Origin of the sequence: Domibacillus sp. 8LH, assembly GCF_038806185.1 — a bacterium.
Lineage (GTDB): Bacteria > Bacillota > Bacilli > Bacillales > Domibacillaceae > Domibacillus > Domibacillus indicus_A.
On sequence record NZ_JAVJNG010000010.1, the window covers coordinates 115,240 to 133,973 of the forward strand.

Annotated in this window: 14 protein-coding genes; 6 read left to right on the top strand and 8 right to left on the bottom strand. The window is 39.8% G+C overall.

Annotated features, from left to right (window positions below):
* Positions 1 to 98: 98 nt before the first annotated feature.
* A complete protein-coding gene (locus RG959_RS13500) occupies positions 99 to 1,202 on the bottom strand; it encodes a Gfo/Idh/MocA family protein (RefSeq protein ID WP_342797542.1) in 1,104 nt (367 codons plus the stop codon).
* 254 nt (positions 1,203 to 1,456) lie between these two features.
* On the opposite strand from RG959_RS13500, the gene RG959_RS13505 reads away from it, so the two are divergent.
* Positions 1,457 to 1,816 carry a winged helix-turn-helix transcriptional regulator gene (locus RG959_RS13505; protein WP_342797543.1) on the top strand — a complete coding sequence of 120 codons (360 nt, stop codon included), beginning with the start codon at positions 1,457 to 1,459 and terminating at the stop codon, positions 1,814 to 1,816.
* Positions 1,817 to 2,268: 452 nt separating this feature from the next.
* Here RG959_RS13505 and RG959_RS13510 read toward each other — a convergent pair whose 3' ends face one another.
* Positions 2,269 to 3,249 (bottom strand): aldo/keto reductase, encoded by a 981-nt coding sequence (locus RG959_RS13510; RefSeq protein WP_342797544.1) that lies wholly within the window; start codon positions 3,247 to 3,249, stop codon positions 2,269 to 2,271.
* Between the two features lie 189 nt (positions 3,250 to 3,438).
* On the opposite strand from RG959_RS13510, the gene RG959_RS13515 reads away from it, so the two are divergent.
* Positions 3,439 to 4,341 (top strand): AraC family transcriptional regulator, encoded by a 903-nt coding sequence (locus tag RG959_RS13515; protein WP_342797545.1) that lies wholly within the window; start codon positions 3,439 to 3,441, stop codon positions 4,339 to 4,341.
* A gap of 1,164 nt (positions 4,342 to 5,505) precedes the next feature.
* On the opposite strand, the gene RG959_RS13520 is transcribed toward RG959_RS13515, so the two are convergent.
* From RG959_RS13520 to RG959_RS13540, 5 genes are all read right to left on the bottom strand, one after another.
* Positions 5,506 to 7,404: a putative bifunctional diguanylate cyclase/phosphodiesterase gene (locus RG959_RS13520; RefSeq protein WP_342797546.1), complete on the bottom strand. Its 1,899-nt coding sequence runs from the start codon at positions 7,402 to 7,404 to the stop codon at positions 5,506 to 5,508.
* Positions 7,405 to 7,876: 472 nt separating this feature from the next.
* Entirely contained in the window at positions 7,877 to 9,916 is a 2,040-nt protein-coding gene (locus RG959_RS13525) for a PAS domain S-box protein (protein ID WP_342797547.1), read from the bottom strand.
* Positions 9,917 to 11,185: 1,269 nt separating this feature from the next.
* Positions 11,186 to 11,347: a hypothetical protein gene (locus tag RG959_RS13530; protein WP_342797548.1), complete on the bottom strand. Its 162-nt coding sequence runs from the start codon at positions 11,345 to 11,347 to the stop codon at positions 11,186 to 11,188.
* A gap of 411 nt (positions 11,348 to 11,758) precedes the next feature.
* Positions 11,759 to 12,370, bottom strand: a complete 612-nt coding sequence (locus tag RG959_RS13535; protein WP_342797549.1) for an RsfA family transcriptional regulator — start codon at positions 12,368 to 12,370, stop codon at positions 11,759 to 11,761.
* Between the two features lie 245 nt (positions 12,371 to 12,615).
* Entirely contained in the window at positions 12,616 to 13,104 is a 489-nt protein-coding gene (locus RG959_RS13540; protein ID WP_342797550.1) for a hypothetical protein, read from the bottom strand.
* A 558-nt stretch (positions 13,105 to 13,662) separates the two neighbouring features.
* On the opposite strand from RG959_RS13540, the gene RG959_RS13545 reads away from it, so the two are divergent.
* Both RG959_RS13545 and gdhA read left to right on the top strand, forming a co-directional pair.
* Positions 13,663 to 14,502: a YitT family protein gene (locus RG959_RS13545; protein ID WP_483298887.1), complete on the top strand. Its 840-nt coding sequence runs from the start codon at positions 13,663 to 13,665 to the stop codon at positions 14,500 to 14,502.
* Positions 14,503 to 15,017: 515 nt separating this feature from the next.
* Complete coding sequence (gdhA, locus tag RG959_RS13550; RefSeq protein WP_342797552.1) at positions 15,018 to 16,397, top strand: NADP-specific glutamate dehydrogenase; 1,380 nt, start codon at positions 15,018 to 15,020, stop codon at positions 16,395 to 16,397.
* A 240-nt stretch (positions 16,398 to 16,637) separates the two neighbouring features.
* On the opposite strand, the gene RG959_RS13555 is transcribed toward gdhA, so the two are convergent.
* Positions 16,638 to 17,510 (bottom strand): DUF1259 domain-containing protein, encoded by an 873-nt coding sequence (locus tag RG959_RS13555; protein ID WP_342797558.1) that lies wholly within the window; start codon positions 17,508 to 17,510, stop codon positions 16,638 to 16,640.
* A gap of 477 nt (positions 17,511 to 17,987) precedes the next feature.
* Here RG959_RS13555 and RG959_RS13560 point away from each other — a divergent pair, with 477 nt between their 5' ends.
* Entirely contained in the window at positions 17,988 to 18,338 is a 351-nt protein-coding gene (locus RG959_RS13560) for a GerAB/ArcD/ProY family transporter (RefSeq protein WP_342797559.1), read from the top strand.
* Positions 18,339 to 18,379: 41 nt separating this feature from the next.
* Positions 18,380 to 18,559, top strand: a complete 180-nt coding sequence (locus RG959_RS25170) for a GerAB/ArcD/ProY family transporter (protein WP_369335183.1) — start codon at positions 18,380 to 18,382, stop codon at positions 18,557 to 18,559.
* Positions 18,560 to 18,734 lie beyond the last annotated feature (175 nt).

Consider the following 18,734-nt stretch of genomic DNA (forward strand, 5'->3'; position numbering starts at 1 on the left):
CCTCTCGCTACAGTTGTACTGATTTTTCCTTTCATAAAAGGAAATGACCGCCCCTTCCAAAAATAGCAGTCATTTCATCGCATAAATCCTAAGAGGTTTTATAAATACTGGCGTTCACCGGTTTGTGCCGCTTTTTCCACTGCATCAAGAAGCTGATGAAGTTTTACCGCATCCGCAAAACTAGGTGTGATGGATGTTCCTTCTTGTATGTCTTTAGCAAACTTACTGTGCGCCTGAGCGACATTCAGAACAAACCCTGCATCGTTTTTAAGGGAATCTGGTACCCAGTAATAAGCATCTGGGATTGTTAATTCATGAAGCTCTTTATCAGTAGGGCCTGCACCCCGTAATTGGTGTGATCCAAATTGAATGGAAGCAGGCGCATTGAGTACAATCGTGCCCTTGTCTCCGAAAATTTCAAGAGTAAGCCCTGTTTGGTGCTTAACTCCCCCTTGTATATGAATGCTGGCTGCTGCACCGTTGGTTAATTTTCCTGTAATCAGTATTTGATCATCTGTCGTTTTTTCAATGACTTTTTGGATATCCACCAATTCGACTTCAGGGAATTGTTGCGCTGTGACGGCGGAAAGTTCTTTAAACTCTCCAAGCATGTAGGTAAAGGCGTCAAGATTATGTCCGCCTACAATAGTAAGCAAGTTCCCCCCTACCTTCCGATCAAATAAGTACGCAGTAGCCTTGTCAGCCACTCCACCCATTCCATCAATAGAGATCTTTAAGTTGGCTGACAAAACTTTTCCAACATAGCCTTCCGCCAATAAATCTTTCACATAATTGATGGCTGGAGCCTGTCTGGCCTGCAATCCAATCGCATTTGGCAATTGCCGGGACTCTACCCATTCCTGCATTTCAAGCGCTTCAGCGGTGTTTGAGCCCAGAGGCCATTCACAATAAATCGGTTTTCCGGCAGGAACAATCGCTTTTACTGCATCATAATGTTCCTTTACGTTGATGCTGACGACTACCATATCCACATCGGGATGTTGAGCCAAATCTTCCACTTTATCAAAAGCATGAGTTGCCTTAAAGGCATCAGCGCTTTGCTTGGCACTCTCCATATTGCTGGTCCCAACTGCTGTGAGTTCAAGCTCATTCAGCTGCTCCATTGCTGGAATATGTGTTCCTCTAGCCCATCCGTTATTAATTGATCCGCCTATAATACCTGCTCGTACTTTTTTGTCCATGAGAAACAACTCCTTTTTCAAAATCAACGCTGTAAAGCATTGAAATATTTTTCCCATTCCATTATCAAACCAGCCGTATCAGATGTTTCACAATGAAATGTTCAGGTTTTTCATTTACTAGCTTGTTGACTTGTTGTATTGAATATTTTTGTTATATGGACTAGAATATAACCAATTCTCTTTTATTTGAAGAAGGCAATAAAAATTGCTGTAGTACATTTTTTTGTACTTAACAGTAGAAAGCAGGTGAAAAGGTGTCTAAAATATGTAAGGATGGATTTGACAAAGAGTGTATAAAGGAACAGAGAGAAGTATATGGCATTGCCTATACCCAGAACATACTTTCCGGACGTTGGAAATATCTCATTCTTTGGTTTTTAAAGCCGACAGAGCGTCGTTACAGTGAAATCAAAGCTTTTTTATGGGATATTTCACAAGGTTCACTTACAAAACAGCTTCGAGAACTAGAAGCAGATGGCTTAATAAGTCGCAAGGTTTATCCAGAGGTTCCTCCTCGTGTCGAATATTCATTAACCTCAAAAGGAAAAGAACTTATCCCTATTATTGACTTAATGGAAGAGTACGGTAAAAAGTTTGGCGAGCAAGTTGACTAATTAAAGTGGGTAAGAATAACGCTACTCATATTTAAACCCTATTCAATGATCTAAAGTCTTTTTGGAGAAGTACTAAGAGCTGGGTAGGATTCGCTATTACCGGTTACGGTCTTTTTAAAAAATAGATGATTATTGGCTTTGCTAAACATAAAAAAGATTGCCCACTCTAGTCTAATCTGGCTAGAGGTAAGGCAATCTTTTTTTGATCATTCCTTTTGTTTTGGATTCACCACTACTTCGTGCGTAATCATGAGCTTTTTGGTTTTTTAGTACTCATAACTTAAAACCTATTAGATTATTGAACAGAGTTTTGATACAAAAAAAGCAACAAAAAAGTACCCTTTTGAGAACCGGACGATCGTGTTCAGAAAAGGACAAATTTCTGCACATAATATGTAATAAACCCAATTTCCTTGTAGGAAATTGGGTTTATTTGTATATCATCAAAACAATTAATTATGACCAACTATTGGATGCGGTAGGTATGGCTCTTCAAGGAATGCAATTTCTTCAGATGTTAACTTGACTGATAAAGCACCTACAGCATCTTCAAGATGCGATATTTTCGTAGCCCCGATAATAGGAGCTGTTACTGGCTCTTTCTGTAATAACCAGGCAAGCGCGATGTGTGTGCGAGGGACACCGTGTTTTTCGGCGATGGACGCTACTCGCTCGACAACCAATCGATCAGCGTCCGAAGTCGCATCGTATTTAGATTTTTGAATTTGATCTGTCTCGGAACGATGCGTTGTTACTGACCAGTCACGCGTTAATCTTCCTGATGCAAGAGGACTGTATGGAGTGACCCCAATTTTCTCTTCTTTACAAAGAGGCAGCATTTCTCGTTCCTCTTCACGGTAGATTAGGTTTAAATGGTTCTGCATGGACACGAACTTCGTCCAACCATTTTTTTCTGCCACATGTAATGCCTTTTGAAACTGCCAAGCGTACATGGCAGAAGCACCAATGTATCTTGCTTTTCCGGCTTTCACCACGTCATGCAATGCTTCCATCGTTTCTTCAATAGGGGTATTGTAATCCCAGCGATGGATAATATAGAGGTCTACATAATCAGTTTGCAGCCTCTTAAGACTGTTATCGATTTCACTCATAATTGCTTTTCGGGAAAGACCAGAACCATTTGGACCTTTATGCATTTGTCCGTGTACCTTAGTTGCTATTACAACTTCGTCACGATTCGCATAATCCTTTAGAGCTCGTCCAAGATATTCCTCACTTGTACCAAGGGAGTATACATTTGCTGTATCAAAAAAATTAATCCCTAACTCAAGTGCTTTTTTTATAACAGGGCGAGAGTCTTCTTCGTTAAGTACCCATTGGTGAAGCCATTTGTCAGCGTCCCCAAAACCCATACATCCAAGACAAAATCGAGATACGTCTAGGCCTGTATTACCAAGTTTCACATACTCCATTTGATTCTTCCTCTCTTTCATTGTTAGCCACGTTTATCGTGGCCTATTTACAATTAATTATGTCATAAACAATGAAAAAACCCTTATCACATTACTGCTAAGTTTTTGCCTAATCCTTTCAGACCCTCTTACTCGAACAATGAATATCAGGTATAATGAATCGAAGACGCAGAAAAAGGAGAAAAAGTGATGTCCGAGAAAACCTCCAAACAACAACGCGAAATTGTCAGGCTCATTGAGCACTTTTCAAATCAGGATGGTGTTCACCCTACCCCTATTCCAAGTTTATTTCTCATCCGCGAATCTATTATTACTGAACCTATTTCAAGAGTTAACGAGCCATCTTTTTGCATTATCCTCCAAGGCGAGAAGGAGGTATTATTGGGAGAGGAACGCTTTTTGTATGGTGCCGGTCATTATATTGTGGCATCTGTTGATTTACCAGTTACAGGACAAGTGATCAAGGCCTCAACAGAATCTCCTTATTTAGCCCTCAAACTTGAATTTACTTCGGGCCAAATTTTAGAAGTTTTAAATGAAACAGATATTCAGTCTGACCAGAGAAAGAACGCGAAACGAGCCATGTTTGTGAGCGAAGTAGAACCACTTTTGTTAGATGCGGTACTCAGATTAGCTAGTTTGTTAGAGAACCCGAAACATATCCCTGTTCTTGCTCCATTATTTAAAAAAGAAATTATTTATTGGATTTTACAAAGCCCGCATGGCGAAGCGCTTGAACAAATGGCATTAGAAGGTAGCAATGGCTCTAGAATAAGAGAGGTTATAGACCATATCGTCAATAATTATGAAGAGCCTTTTCGAATTGAAGAGCTTACCCAAATAGCGAATATGAGTGCTTCATCGCTACATCGACATTTTAAAGAGGTTACGGCTATGAGTCCTATTCAGTTTCAAAAACAACTGAGATTACAGGAAGCTAGGCGATTATTATTAGCCGATTCAACAGATATAGCTAATGTCGCATTTAAGGTTGGCTACGAAAGTCAATCGCAATTCAGTCGAGAATATTCCCGAATGTTTGGATTTCCACCTAGAGTAGATATAAATCGACTAAGAGAGAACTACGTTTAATGTAAGTCTACAGATTATGAATGGTTGCATTTAAAGAAACAGGGGCTTTAGCTGAAGAAGACTAAATTAAAAAAGTTAATTCCGCAAGAAAATCGGCTTTTTTAATGGGTTGTAACTTCCTTAACGTTGTAAATCCGCATTTTCCTGATGCTACCCCATATAGTCTCTGTCACAAAAATGACTGTTTTTGAGACAGTACAGAATACTAAAAAAAACAGCTTTCAGATTTCTTGAAAGCTGCTTCTTTTTAAAATATTGTATAATTTTTTATACTTACAAGGGGATAAAAATAATGTGTTTACCAGAAAATACAATCTTCTACTTAGGAATCAGCTTTTTGATATTCAACTTCATTACCGTACGTTTGATAAAGAATCGGCTCGACCATAGGAGACTATTGCCACGATAACCGCGAACCCTAATGATGCCGCACCGAACCAAGTAATTGTCATGATCGATAAGCTTCCCATGGCGGTTCCCCCTTCCGTTCTTATTCTAAAAGAATCTCCAGATCGTATGCCTAAATTCATTACCTCTATAATAGAATCCAGACCCCGTTCCAATTCAAGGGACATCCCCTTGTATTCTAAGAAAAGCTTCGCTTTGTATCAGCTGCCCATACTGACTATCGTGGATGGGTGTCGTACTTTAAATTACGCTCGTATAGCATTCGGAGTCTCATGATCATCACTTAATTTATGGTTAAAGTTTATCCAAAAACGATCAGATACCGTTTTTGCTTTTGTTCTCTTGAGAATATCGACTTGATCGTAATGATGAAGACCTAGTCTCTTTAAGATATCGTCGGCATTTTGTCTATCTGGAGGAAACAATCTTCCTGCCACCCACTTGCTCGTAAGTGCCTTTAGTAACTGTTCTCTTTCCGGTATTTTGGTTTATCCAATGTAATGCGGAGTGAAGGCGGTAGATATTTTGAGTTTTCCTTATCCTGGACATTAATTTGATAAATATACTTATCTTGTCCTGTTGAATAAATAAGAATAGACCCAATCTGTTTATCCTCGTGCATTAAGGGGAACATTCCAATGGCACGTACTCACATGTAATCCACCTCCAATTATCCCTTTATTATACCGCGAATGTAAAAAAATATAATGTCTCCTTTTAGTGGAAGCAACAAAGGCGAATAAAAAAGCCTCCCATTCACATGAGAAGCTCCTTTGACTTGTAAAATTCCTCAAATGATTGGACAGACATCGGTTTGGCAAAAACGTATCCTTGTCCCAGCGTACAACCATTCTTCAAGAGAAAATCCGCTTGCCTCTGGGTTTCAATTCCTTCCGCTACAAGGCCAAATCCCAAGCTTTTCCCCATATCAATAATCGTTTTGACAAGCGTTGAATAACCTGAATGATCAGTGATTTCATCGATAAAGGATTTATCTATTTTAATGAAATCGATCGGCAGGGTTTTCAGCATGCTTAATGACGAATAACCCGTGCCAAAATCATCAACATAAGTGTGGATACCCATTTGCCGTAGTTCAAACAAAACAGGTGAAATAGTGTGTATATTTTGAAGCATACTCTCTGTCAGTTCCACACCCAGTAAATGCGGCGAAAGTCCATGCTGTTCGAGTGTATAGCGAAGGTGATTGAGAAAATCGGGATCCTCAAATTGAAGGTTTGATACATTAATTGCAACCTTAATGGGCTTCCCTTCCTCTTCCCATTTTCCAGCCTGGCTGACAGCCTCCTGGACCACCCATTTTCCAATAGCAAGCATTTGGCCAGACTCCTCTGCAATAGGGATAAACTCTGCAGGAGACACGAAGCCAAGAGCAGGGTGCTCCCATCGAAGTAAAGCCTCTACCCCCTCTACTTCTTTTGTTGATAAATCAATTTTAGGCTGATAATAAAGTTCAAATTCATCTGCATCAATCGCCCTTTTTAACGCCAGTTCAATATAGAGTTTTCTTTTCACGAGCGCCTCGTCTTCCAACTCATAAAACCGCACTGTATTTTTTCCCCGCTGCTTTGCCTGATGAAGGGCTACACCGGCTTTTGACATCAAGCTATTTAAAGTTGTACCGTGCTCTGGAAAAAGTACTATACCCGCACTTACCGTTACATCTATCTCTTGATTCTCTAGTTCAAATGGGAGCGCCAGCTGTGCCATCATGTTGTGTACAAAAGTTTTCACGTTCGTTTTTTCGGTATACGGCAGCGCGATAATAAATTCATCTCCGCCGTACCGGGCAATGTAATCAGATGGCCGGAGAATATCCTGAAGCCGATGTGCGATAATTTGAAGAACAAGATCACCTGCTTTAAAGCCAAGCATATCATTGATAACTTTCAGCCGGTCAATGTTCACATAAAGAATAGCCATATTGTCTTTATCGGTTTGTGCTTTCAGCCATTCTTCCATTCGTTTATTAAAAGATAGCCGATTTGGCAATCCTGTTAAAGAATCGGTAAGGGATACTTGCTGTAGCTGCTTTTCCATTTCAATGGCTTTCGTCAAATCATTGGCCACTCCTAAAAGCCGAACCACTTTCCCATTTTCATTTTTTATGGGATGTCCCATCACCTTGATCCAAATGATTGTGCCGTCCTTATGATAAATGCGCCACTGGGCTTCCGAATGAGTACCATTCAAAAGGCGCTGATAATGCTTATTTACAAGTTCCATATCCGCCGGGTAGGTCTTTTTCATCCAAAATTCGTAGTCCTTTTCAAACTCTTCCGCATCATATCCCAGCATTCTTTCAATACCCGTGGATACTTTCATCATCTGATCTTCTACATCTATTGACCAGATCCATGAACTGTGGTTGTAGAAAATGGCATTTAAGTCTTCTTGATACTGTTTTAACTGGTCAAGATTTTCCTGGATTTCTGCCTGCCTTGCTTTATTTTCTGCAAGAAGCTGTTTGTTTTTGCTGATCACAGCACCGATATAGCCGCCAATCAAAACCGCTGCGATCGTTGCGGATATGATTAAATAGGGATGCAAATTAGTTAGTATATTGTATAGGGCCGTAATTGCTCCCAGAAGCAGACTGTATTTAAGGATCTCTGCATTTTGAACGAGCCGCATACACTGCCACCTCACTTTAGAAGCTACCTTTTATTGCTATCTTTTCTTGTTACTATACTACCAAAATTAATTTATAAAAGCTTGTCGAATTTTTCCTTTAAAATGTTTTCACCGTGCAAAAGATTTAAAATAATTACAGCGCTAGATGCACGCTTGGTAATTTAAAAACATAAGGCTAAGACGGTGGAAGATGGATGAAACTAAAATTTTTTCAATAATATATCTAATTATGGAAATGCATTATCTGTACGCTTTAGCCATCTCCCTTACAGGTGGCCGCTTTTATATTGCTTCTTCTGTCTATCCGCTTTAGCCCTTTTCAGCATGGGTTTGAGTCAATAATTTGGACACGTCTTAAGCTGGTCTTCTAATTTGATCTTCGATGGCTTGAGGTGTCTGATAGCCGATGCTGCTATGAATTCTGTTTCGGTTATAGCAGCCTTCTATAAACTGGAGCATAGCCAGCCTTAGATTAATCGGCTAATATAAAGTCGTTTCCTCCCCCCTGTTTAGCCCTGTACATCGCTTCATCCGCCTGCTGGATCAGCTCTTCTACCGTTTGACCGTGCTGAGGATAAAAGGCAATTCCGATGCTGGATGTTGTTGTGAATAGGTGGCCTTTAACCTGATAAGGCTGCCCAATCGCCTGCAGGAGCCTGCCCGCAACCTCTTCGGCAGCGGTCCTATCTGTGTTAGGCAGAAGAACGGTAAATTCATCGCCTCCCATTCGCGCCAGAACATCCATTTTACGCAAGCTGCCTTTCAGCCGGTCTGTAAATTGCATGAGCAGTTCATCGCCTACATCGTGGCCAAGTGTATCGTTGATAAATTTAAATTTATCCAAGTCCAAATACATGATGCTCGCCTTCTGCTTGCTCCGTGCAGCTTCCTTCATAGCGTGATTGGCTAGTTTCTCGAATAAACGTCGGTTCGGCACGTCGGTTAGCGGGTCATAAAAAGCCATGTGCTCAAGTTTTTCTTCGTAATATTTCCGTTCATTAATATTACGGGAAATGCCGACAAAGCCTTCTAACAAGTTTTGTTCATTCCATAGCGGCATACAGACCGTTTCAAAATACAGCCACTCTCCTAAGCGGCCTTTTTTCCTGAATTCGACTTTATAAGGGCGTTGATGCTCCACGGCTTCTGCAAACCGGGATACAATTTCCGGCTGATCGTCTTCATGAATAAGGGAAATAGCGGGCTGCCCCACATACTCTTCCGGCTTCACGCCTAAAACAGGCTGGTAAGAAGGCGATGCATATGTGATGATGCCCTCAAGATTAAACACGGCAATCAGGTCATTCATATTTTCTGCAATTAAGCGGTACTGCTTTTCGCTTTCGTGCAACGCTTTTTTTGCGTTCACTTCTTCCGTAACATCTTTGCCAATTCCATAAACCCCTATAATTTTTCCTTCTACATAAATCGGGACGTTTGTGAAGCTTAAATGAATAACTTCTTTATTCAAACGATACAGGGATACATTATATTCTACGCTTTTGCCCTGCTTGGCTTCTTCGTAGCGTTGAAGAACGTCTTCAAAAGGGGTAACAAATTCTTCTTCAAAATCTCTTAAGTTCGGTTTTTCTGCAATCTCCAGACTTCTTCCAATTATTTTTTCAAAAGCAGGATTTACGCTTGTAAAATTCCCTTCTAAATCAAGGGACCAGACCGCATCTTGATGATGGTCAACTAACGAACGATACCGTTCCTCACTTTCACGCAGTTCTTTTTCAACACGTTTTTGCTCCGTAATGTCCTTTACAAATGCATAGAGTCCCTGTATTTCACCCTTAATGATAACAGGCACCTCTTTTACCTGCAGATCGATCTGGCAGCCGTCTTGTCGAAAAAAATAAGATTCATATTCCTGTGAGCGGCCTTGTAAAACAAGCCGCCGCAGGCTGTAGATTTTCTCCAGTTCCTTTGGTCCAAACGCCTGAGTCATTATTTCTCTCAGGTCGCGCACTTCCAGATCCGATGAGATCCCCAGCATATTTCGAAATACCTGGTTAACGTGAATTAATTCCCGCTCTTTGTTTATAAACAATACGCCATCAGTATTGTTTTCGATTAATGACTGCCAATGATGCTCTGCTTCTTGCAGCCGGTCATTTTTCCTTATCAGTTCTTCCTGCTGACGAACGGATTTCGTGATATCCCGGACGACGGCGACAATATGGGCAAGCTCTCCTCTTTCATTGAACAAAGGATCCAGCCGGGTTTCCGAATGCACTGTCTCGCCGTCTGGCCCAGGAAACTGATCCCGGTACATTACTGATTCTCTTTTTTCAATGACTCTTTTATATTGTTCCGAGATCATAGCTTTCCTTTCCGGTTGATCATGAAAAACTTCTCCTATCGTTTTTCCTGCTATTTGTTTAGGTGATAATCCTAATCGTTTACAGCCCGATTGGTTAGCAAAGACGTAGCGCAAAACGGTTCTTTCTTCTATCTCCACAATGAACAACATATCAGACAGCTGATCCAACACCTCTTGAAAAAACAATTGGATGACTTCCTCCCCTCTGCTCACAGATTGTTATAGAATAACAAATATTAGTCCAAAACATACCATCGAATATGCTTATTATCGTACTGTTCTGTTTTATTTTTTACCCCATTTTAGATTTTTCTAATTGCTGTTTCATCTAATAATCTAAAAACCATCTTTCTTTCTTTTTTCAGTATGGAACAAAGAATCTTCACGGTGCTGGATCTAGTTGGTAAATGAGTATGAGTAGAAATATGAGTTGAATTTCTATTTCTATATGCAGAAAGGAAATATTTAATTATACGTAAAATAATCTTTTTTTAAGAAAAGATAAATAGGAAAACTGCATACAATCTTTACGTGCAGCACGATCTTTAAAAAGATCTATTTCCCTTTGTTGTATAAAACTTTTCCATATCAATTTCAAAAACTTCAATTGAATCTCCTTGGCTGGTGAGGAACTCATTAAGCTCCTTATCAGACGTAAATTACTCTTTATAAAACTTTCTTGTATGATCGCCTGTAATGTAAAAATGCAGGACTATCATAAAATCACTCCTGATAACAAAAAGCGGATGCTTGACAGCAATCCGCTTAACTGGCTTTTTTAATAATAGGTTTGTAATACTTTACGAAATTTTGATCACCCATAAAAGTTTTACGGATGATCTGGCGGATAGCTTTTCTAAGAAAAAGTTCAATATTTGATTGATCATACATCTTTAGGAGTGCCAGAGCTCTGCTATGGCCGCCGAGGTCTGAAATACCTTGCATGTAATCAGCTACCGTGAGGTAATACCCGTCTGTTTCAAATTTTTTATTGGGGTCTATGCCAAAATTGCCTACAATAATTTTATATAACTCATTATAAGGTTCCAGTGGGAAGCCCTCCTAGATTTTTTCTAAGATCATTATAGTAAGCCACCTATACTTATATACATATTTTTTTAGTGAATCTGGTTGCTATGCGCTTCAATAGATATATGGGCAGTTCTAGTGTCCGTTAAATCAGCGTTCTCTGTAAACGTAGCAGATCCGGCTTAGTCAACCCAAAGGATTTCTTTTTCAGAACGGCTTCTATATGGTTTTTATCAAGGGATTTAACGTGAAATATTTGTTCATCTGGAGCTTCTATAGTACTCAATCTAACAACAGAAACATACGTTCATAGTTTGCGTATCAATCGTATTTTACGCAAAGTTTGACTATATTTGACCAATTAGGAGTAATGATGTTTATACTTGATAGCATACTTTGCACCATTGCATGGTCAAGCCAGTAACTTTAAATCTCCCGTGCTTCTTCTTCCTGAAATTCTTCTTTCGTCACATACTTAATTCCGTATCCTTTAAACAAAAGCATATTGGTCATTTTTATAAAACTGGTCCCGGCACCATGTAAAGTGCCGGCAATTTCCTCACCTTTCATTACGAATACATATTTCATTGTCTTTCACGTCCTTCAGTCTACTTTCACCAAAGCCCTGGCATTTCAGTATTAGTTACCATTACAATTACCCGAGGTCTTTGCTATCTGATCAGTTCCACTTCTCTTGTATAAAACGAGCATGAACCACTTTCTTACGCTCGTGTATTATCATATTATAGATAGTCTCAATAATGTGTATCTGATGCTCTAGGTTATCCTGCAATAGCAAAAATCATCATTCTGATTTAGGGCAGCTTGGAGATCCAGCCTACTTGCTCAAATCCCCGCGGTTTCATCCATGCTCATTTTTGATATACCCGCTATACACTGTTTCAGTTCATGCAGCTTCTTTACCATTATTATAGATATCGGAATGTATCTTGAAATCAGGCTGCAAAATAAAAAGCACAGCGTGGATGCACTGTGCTTTTATTCTGCTATCTTTTCTAAGTTCTTATCATTTTCAAGTTGTAGCATAGGTTTATTAGCCTCTTCATCATTAAAGACAACCATTCGTCTAGCCCGGTCCATGATCTTCACAATTTCTTCGTAATCGTTTTTCATGATCAACGCGCTTTTTTCAAGCTGTGCGAATTTCAGTTCCAGTTCCGCTTTTTCACGTTTGGTCGTCTCCAGCTCTCTTTGCAGAAGGTCATAGTCTTCCCCAGAGACATTTAAGGTCTCCAAAAAGCCAATAACATCCTTAATAGTTAGAGAACCTGAACTCAAGCTATCGATTGCTTTTTGTCTTGGTTGATGTTTCTCCTCAACAACGTGAAGCCCTAATGAAACTCTCCCCTGCTTTTGCTGGTTACGGAAGTGTTGTTTTCTCTGTTTACGAGCAAGACCTAATGCTTTTTCGTATTGCTGCCTGATCACAGCATTCCAGCGGAAGCCACATGCTGCTCCTGTTCTATTAAGGGCATTTCCTACTTCTTCAAATGCCTTGAGCTGGGTACTTCCCTCTCTCACATGGTGTAATACGGTTTCGGCAAGCAGCAGATCATGTTCTTCTGACCAGGCATCTTGTCTTACTTTCATCGGTTATCTCCCCTTTTATTTGGATGATCTTTTCATCAAGATAGCCGCTTCTTCCGTCTTTTATACAAACATACTTGAAAATTATGTATCCCATATATATTCTGTTTAACTTCAAAATATTTGTGAAAGGTAAGAAGTTACCTAAGATTTACTTTGTGTTGCCAGCTGCTACACCATTCTTATAAAACCTAAAAAAGAATCGAGAACGGCCCTTGGACTATTCTCGATTCTTCTACTATCTTATTCTACATATTTTGTTCTGCTTTTCTTTGGCCGACCATCTCATTCGCTTTTTGAATATACTCCTCATTTGTAAAAATAGCTTGAGTATTGGTACTGTGCTTTTTTGTGTGTCTTGAGAAGTTTTTGGCATTGGTCCAGGAACTGCAGATCGGGCACGGCAGCTCCCCATTAACTTCCCATTGTTTGACGGTGAATCGCCTTGTATTCATCTTCATTTTAACTGTATGTTTAATGATAGGTTTTGTATTTGTAGCAGCTTCTTCACCTTTCTGGATGTGTTCACTTATGTATGCTGCAGGCTCTTTCGCTGCTTTTTGATCAGTGGTTATTTCGCGTTCTACCAAGAGATAAATAGCCTCACTAATAGAAAGGCCTAACTCATCACAACGCTCCTTAAAGTCACTATACAGGCTGTCTGGTAGGCGGGCAGTCAAAACAGTTGAGGCCTCTTTTCTTCTTTTGTTTCTTGCGAATTGTTCCAAGTAGCTCATATTATCGTCTCTCCTTTTTCTTTTTATCTCATTTTTATATACATATGACGACAAGTGAAACTTTATGAATACAAAGATAATGCAGACGAATACAACAGAAAAAGAACTTGGTCAGCTAGTGTTTATATATTAATATCTATGCACAATAAAATTGTCTCAATTTTGAATGTACAGTTAACTAACTTTATTGCCTTCTTCCCAAGCAAGTGAAAGAGTATAATAAGGAAAGAAGCGCCTAAGATGAGAAGAGGCTTAGAGTAGGTACTTTCTTGAGTTTTGATTAATCAGGTGCCCTGGTAATTGAATGATGGTTTTTCTGATTTTCCTTACCCATATCTCCTCAGTGACATTTTTCGTATACTCCAGTACAACTTATCTAATTATCAGTTTGCTAAAGCTTGTTATCCGGCTAGTCATATCTATTTTTGCAGGAGCTTCCCAACAAAACTTTTCTACTCCAAACAAAAATGTATGACTTATTAAGATAAATATCTAACGAAAGGGAGGAATACATTGGCTGAATCAGTAAAACTAAAGACTCAACACAAAAAGGCTTCACTGTTTGAGATTATTCAAAGGGGAGCTGTCATCACTGTTGGCTCCTTATTAATGGCAACAGGATTGGAGATCTTTTTAGTTCCAAACCACGTTATTGATGGAGGCATTACGGGGATATCGATTATGCTTTCCCACATTACCGGTGTAAGCCTTGGACTCTTTATCTTTCTTTTAAACTTACCGTTCGTCTACATTGGATACAAACAAATCGGTAAAACCTTTGCCTTATCCACTATTTTTGGGATCTTTATGCTCTCCATCTTTACCGCTTATTTTCATCCCATTCCCGCTTTTACAGATGATATTCTTCTTGCTACGATCTTTGGAGGAATGGCACTCGGCAGCGGAATTGGCCTTGTTATCCGCTATGGCGGGGCGCTAGATGGTACGGAAATTCTTGCCATTTTAATTAATAAAAAAGTGCCTTTTTCTGTTGGTGAAATTGTGATGTTCTTTAACGTGTTTATTTTAAGTGCAGCAGGATTTGTTTTTAGCTGGGATCGTGCTATGTATTCGATTTTAGCGTATGTCATTGCATCTAAAACAATTGATACGGTTGTTGCCGGGCTGGAAGAATCAAAATCTGCTTGGATTATCAGTGATCATTATCAAGAAATTGGAGATGCAGTTAATGCGCGTCTAGGGCGCGGAGTAACATTTCTTAATGGTGAAGGGGCTTATACAGGTGATGATAAAAAGGTGATTTTTTGTATTATTACACGATTGGAAGAAGCTAAGTTAAAAGGGATTGTGGAAGAGTTAGATCCAAACGCTTTTTTAGCAGTAGGAGATATTACAGAAGTTCGTGGAGGACGCTTTAAAAAGAGAGATATTCATTAATGACCAGCCTTCTTAATGGATTAACTGTCATTAATCATATTTTAATTAGAAAAAGCAGCGCCCAATCGGCAGCTGCTTTTCTTTTATCTTTACGTGAGCAGAAAATCATAATTTAACCCCATTGTCTTTTGATATTTACCGGCTGATAAGTCTGAGAGTATTATTGCACATTTATATTGACGTACTATTGAGTGAACATTTGAGTTGTTATACTTTTAAAAATTAAGCTTTGATAAATAATAGCATTTACATTTATCAAAAGAAAATGAGGAGCTTTACTCCTCTGCTTTATTCGTTATTTAATTAAGGCACCCACTGGTTAAATCAAAGAAGACCATACAATCTTGTTGTCTGACATACAAATTAATAATATACGAGTTTCGCTAATTTAAACACATCGTTCTCGAATTAGTATGTATATAATCTATTTTTGGCATTGAATACATTAATTTTTCAGAAGATAATGATAACAATATACCTGAATTTGTCTATTGTGTACAAAGGAGATAGAGAAAATGACAAACACGAATGTTGCCACACAAGAAAAGCAAGTAGCTAAACAATACATAGACCGCGTATATGAAATTGTAAAAAAACGCAATCCTGGCGAAACCGAATTTCATCAGGCAGTTCAAGAGATTTTTGAATCGTTAACGCCTGTATTTGAAAAATATCCAAAATACATACAGCACAATATTTTAGAACGTATGGTAGAACCGGAGCGCGTTATTTCTTTCCGTGTGCCTTGGACGGATGACAACGGCAATGTACAGGTTAACCGCGGATTCCGTGTTCAATTCAGCAGCGCAATTGGTCCGTACAAAGGCGGTCTTCGCTTCCATCCGTCTGTCAATGCCAGCATCATTAAATTCCTTGGCTTTGAGCAGATCTTTAAAAACTCATTGACCGGGCAGCCGATTGGCGGCGGTAAAGGCGGATCTGATTTCGATCCTAAAGGAAAATCAGACAATGAAGTTATGCGCTTTACGCAAAGCTTTATGACGGAATTGTACCGCCACATTGGACCGGACGTTGACGTGCCAGCTGGTGACATAGGTGTCGGCGCACGCGAAATCGGTTACATGTTTGGCCAGTACAAACGCCTTCGTGGCAGCTATGAAGCCGGTGTTTTAACGGGAAAAGGTATTTCATATGGTGGAAGTCTTGCCCGTACGGAAGCAACAGGCTACGGGACAGTCTATTTTGTTGATGAAATGCTTCGTGATAAAGGAAAGACATTTAACGGGCGTACTGTTGTAGTATCCGGTTCGGGGAATGTATCCATTTATGCTATGGAAAAAGCAACAGAGCTGGGTGCCACCGTTGTCGCATGCTCAGATTCAGGCGGCTATATTTATGATGAAGATGGTATTGATATCGCTACTGTAAAACAGTTGAAAGAAGTAGAGCGCAAGCGTATCAGTGAATATGTGAAATTCCATCCGACTGCAGTTTATACAGAAGACTGCGAAGGTATTTGGACGATTCCTTGTAAAATTGCTCTTCCTTGCGCAACGCAGAATGAAATTAGCGCAGAATCAGCACAGCAGCTTGTGGATAATGGTGTGAAAGCAGTCGGCGAAGGGGCAAATATGCCTTCTACCCTTGAAGCTATTGATATTTTCTTGAGAAATGGTGTTCTTTTTGCCCCGGCAAAAGCAGCCAATGCAGGCGGCGTAGCCGTTTCTGCTCTTGAAATGGCGCAAAACAGCGCACGGATGCCTTGGTCATTTGAAGAAGTGGATGCCAAACTCCATGACATTATGAAAAACATCTACAAACAAGCAAAAGAGGCAGCTGCCGAATTTGGCTATGAAGACAATCTTGTGGTTGGTGCTAATATTGCTGGTTTCCTCAAAGTTGCGGATGCTATGATCGTACAGGGTGTTGTCTAAGCGGAAATGAAATTTAAATAAATAGGCATATTCCTATATTTACATCACTCAAACATAAGTAACCCTGTCTCTTTCAAAGACAGGGTTATTTGTATACAGGAAATTAGGAATTATACATAGTAAAAGTGGCTAACCGTGTGTAACATATGCTTTAAAAAAATGAATCCCTATTGTACTGAGAGTATTTCCTTCTTTTACTAAAGCCCCTTATGTTCTCACACTTTATATCGTATGTCTTCATTATATAGTATCAGAGGATACCTTCTTTGTAGTCAACACTTCTAAAGCATCCTTTACATCTTCCGCAAATCGGATTGGTTTTTCAACTTTTTCAAAATGAATATACATCAGCCTTGGATCCTCAAACAACCAATGATTATGAAAGCCGGTTACAATAATGTCATGTTCTAGAAGCTCACTAATGAATGGGTTAAGCTCTTCTTGCAGGATCACCGTTTCCCCACTGCAAAGGGCTCTCCCATCTGAAGATAACGATTCAAAGGCAAACATCTGCGGAATCAATAAAAATGATGTTCCCTGCCTTCCGAGAACTCGAGGCATAATATTTGTACGAGATTTCATCACAATACAAGCCCCGTCTTCAAACGTATGCATGCTGCCATCTAAAATTTGATTGAACTCCTCACAAAGTTCTTCTCCCCGTCTATTTGGTATTCTTTGTCTCCCCCGGGGGCGTCCAATATTGCGGGTAGTTAAAACGTTAAGGGCTCTTCTTACTTTTCTGGCAAAAGATAAAGGTTCCTCCAGGGATTCGAAATGCATATACATCAATCGCGGATTTTCAAACAACCAGTGGTTGTGAAAGGCGGTTACAATAATCCCCTCTTCACGCAGCTTCGCCATAAATCGGTTTGCTTCCTCCTGCAGGAGGACAGTTTCACCAAGACACAATGCTTTTCCGTTTTGATCGAGGTTTTCAAAAGAGTATGCCTGAGGCACAAACATAAAAGAATCGGCTCTCCGGCCTAGTACAACCGGGTGAATATTTGTACGGGATCTTGTTGCCGTGCAAACGCCATTAATGACAGCAGGAGTGGCCCCCAGAATTTCCGCGAATTTCTCACAAAGGTCATCAGGTTGAACGTTGTTCATGTTATCCAATTGCAAATCATCTCCCAAGTACAATTTCCTGGTTATCTTATTCAAGAAGACACATGGGGGTTCTGTATATATGCTCGAAAAAAAGGTTGAAATGTTCCAACTACACTTCCTAAAGTCACGGACATTGAATGTAGGGAAAAGAAGTGTAATACCCCATTGAGATTAAATGTTTAAATAGACAAAAGGAGCAAGAAGAGCACGAAGGGACTGACCCCCGTTTCGCAAACAGAGGCCAGTTCTACTAGCATAAGCTGGTTCTTTTTTTATGCATAAAGTACCGGATTTTCCTCATCCTACTGAAAAAGGAGCAATGGGTGAATTCATTTTAGCAGGATGAAGACATTGTATTCGGGAAATCATTTTTTGATCCATTTATGCAAGATGGCTTTTCTTTTCTTACCGTTGCGGTGGAAAGATTTAAAAAGACGCAATTGATGGAAATTAATAAAGCAGTCCTGTGACAGCAAGCTGCAAACACATGTTGGCGTTGGAATTCTCTCTCTTCCATACGACGTGCATCAAGCTGCGGGGAAAGACGGCTGGTTATCGATCCTGCTGGCGGGTTTTTTTATGCAGATAGTAATTGTTGTAATGTGGCTGCTGGCTTTACGCTTTCCTAGTAAAACATTGCCTGAATTTTTGCCGCTCATTGTCGGACGTGTGATCAGTGTGCTGATTATAGCGCTTTATATATTCTTTTTTTTCATGATCGCCAGCCAGATTTTAGCGGTTTTTCTTTCGATTACCGCAGACTGGGCGTTTCCTCATACACCATCTCTTGTGTTCGCAGTCATTATTAAGCGATTACAGTCTACTTGATTCAAGAGGATATTCGGGTCATCGCTCGGTTTCATGTACTGATGTCCTTTTTTCTGATAGGTGTGCTCATGGTTTTTCTCTTTATGTGGAATCAATTGAATGTTTATTATTTACTGCCCATTGGGTCTTCCGGTATACAGAATATTGCAGCAGGAGCCCAAAAAGCTATTTTTCCAATAGGTGGAACCGAAATGCTGCTCTGGCTTTTTCCCTTTACTTAGGCGGACAATAAAGGAAAATGGAAAGCGGCTGCAGGAGCTCTCATGAATACAAGCAACTGTCCCTTAAAAAAGCTGTGTGATTTAGTGTTGACAATCCAGGATCCACCAGGATGAAACCTCCGGTTCTTTTAAAGAGAAAGACAACCGGTCTCCTGAACAGCAGGAGCTTTTAGAG

Coding starts and splice junctions, on each gene's coding strand:
- RG959_RS13510 (WP_342797544.1), bottom strand. CDS start 3,249: ATGGAGTATGTGAAACTTGGTAATACAGGCCTAGACGTATCTCGATTT.
- RG959_RS25170 (WP_369335183.1), top strand. CDS start 18,380: ATGTCCTTTTTTCTGATAGGTGTGCTCATGGTTTTTCTCTTTATGTGG.
- RG959_RS13520 (WP_342797546.1), bottom strand. CDS start 7,404: ATGCGGCTCGTTCAAAATGCAGAGATCCTTAAATACAGTCTGCTTCTG.
- RG959_RS13500 (WP_342797542.1), bottom strand. CDS start 1,202: ATGGACAAAAAAGTACGAGCAGGTATTATAGGCGGATCAATTAATAAC.
- gdhA (WP_342797552.1), top strand. CDS start 15,018: ATGACAAACACGAATGTTGCCACACAAGAAAAGCAAGTAGCTAAACAA.
- RG959_RS13555 (WP_342797558.1), bottom strand. CDS start 17,510: ATGAACAACGTTCAACCTGATGACCTTTGTGAGAAATTCGCGGAAATT.
- RG959_RS13515 (WP_342797545.1), top strand. CDS start 3,439: ATGTCCGAGAAAACCTCCAAACAACAACGCGAAATTGTCAGGCTCATT.
- RG959_RS13530 (WP_342797548.1), bottom strand. CDS start 11,347: ATGAAATATGTATTCGTAATGAAAGGTGAGGAAATTGCCGGCACTTTA.
- RG959_RS13535 (WP_342797549.1), bottom strand. CDS start 12,370: ATGAAAGTAAGACAAGATGCCTGGTCAGAAGAACATGATCTGCTGCTT.
- RG959_RS13540 (WP_342797550.1), bottom strand. CDS start 13,104: ATGAGCTACTTGGAACAATTCGCAAGAAACAAAAGAAGAAAAGAGGCC.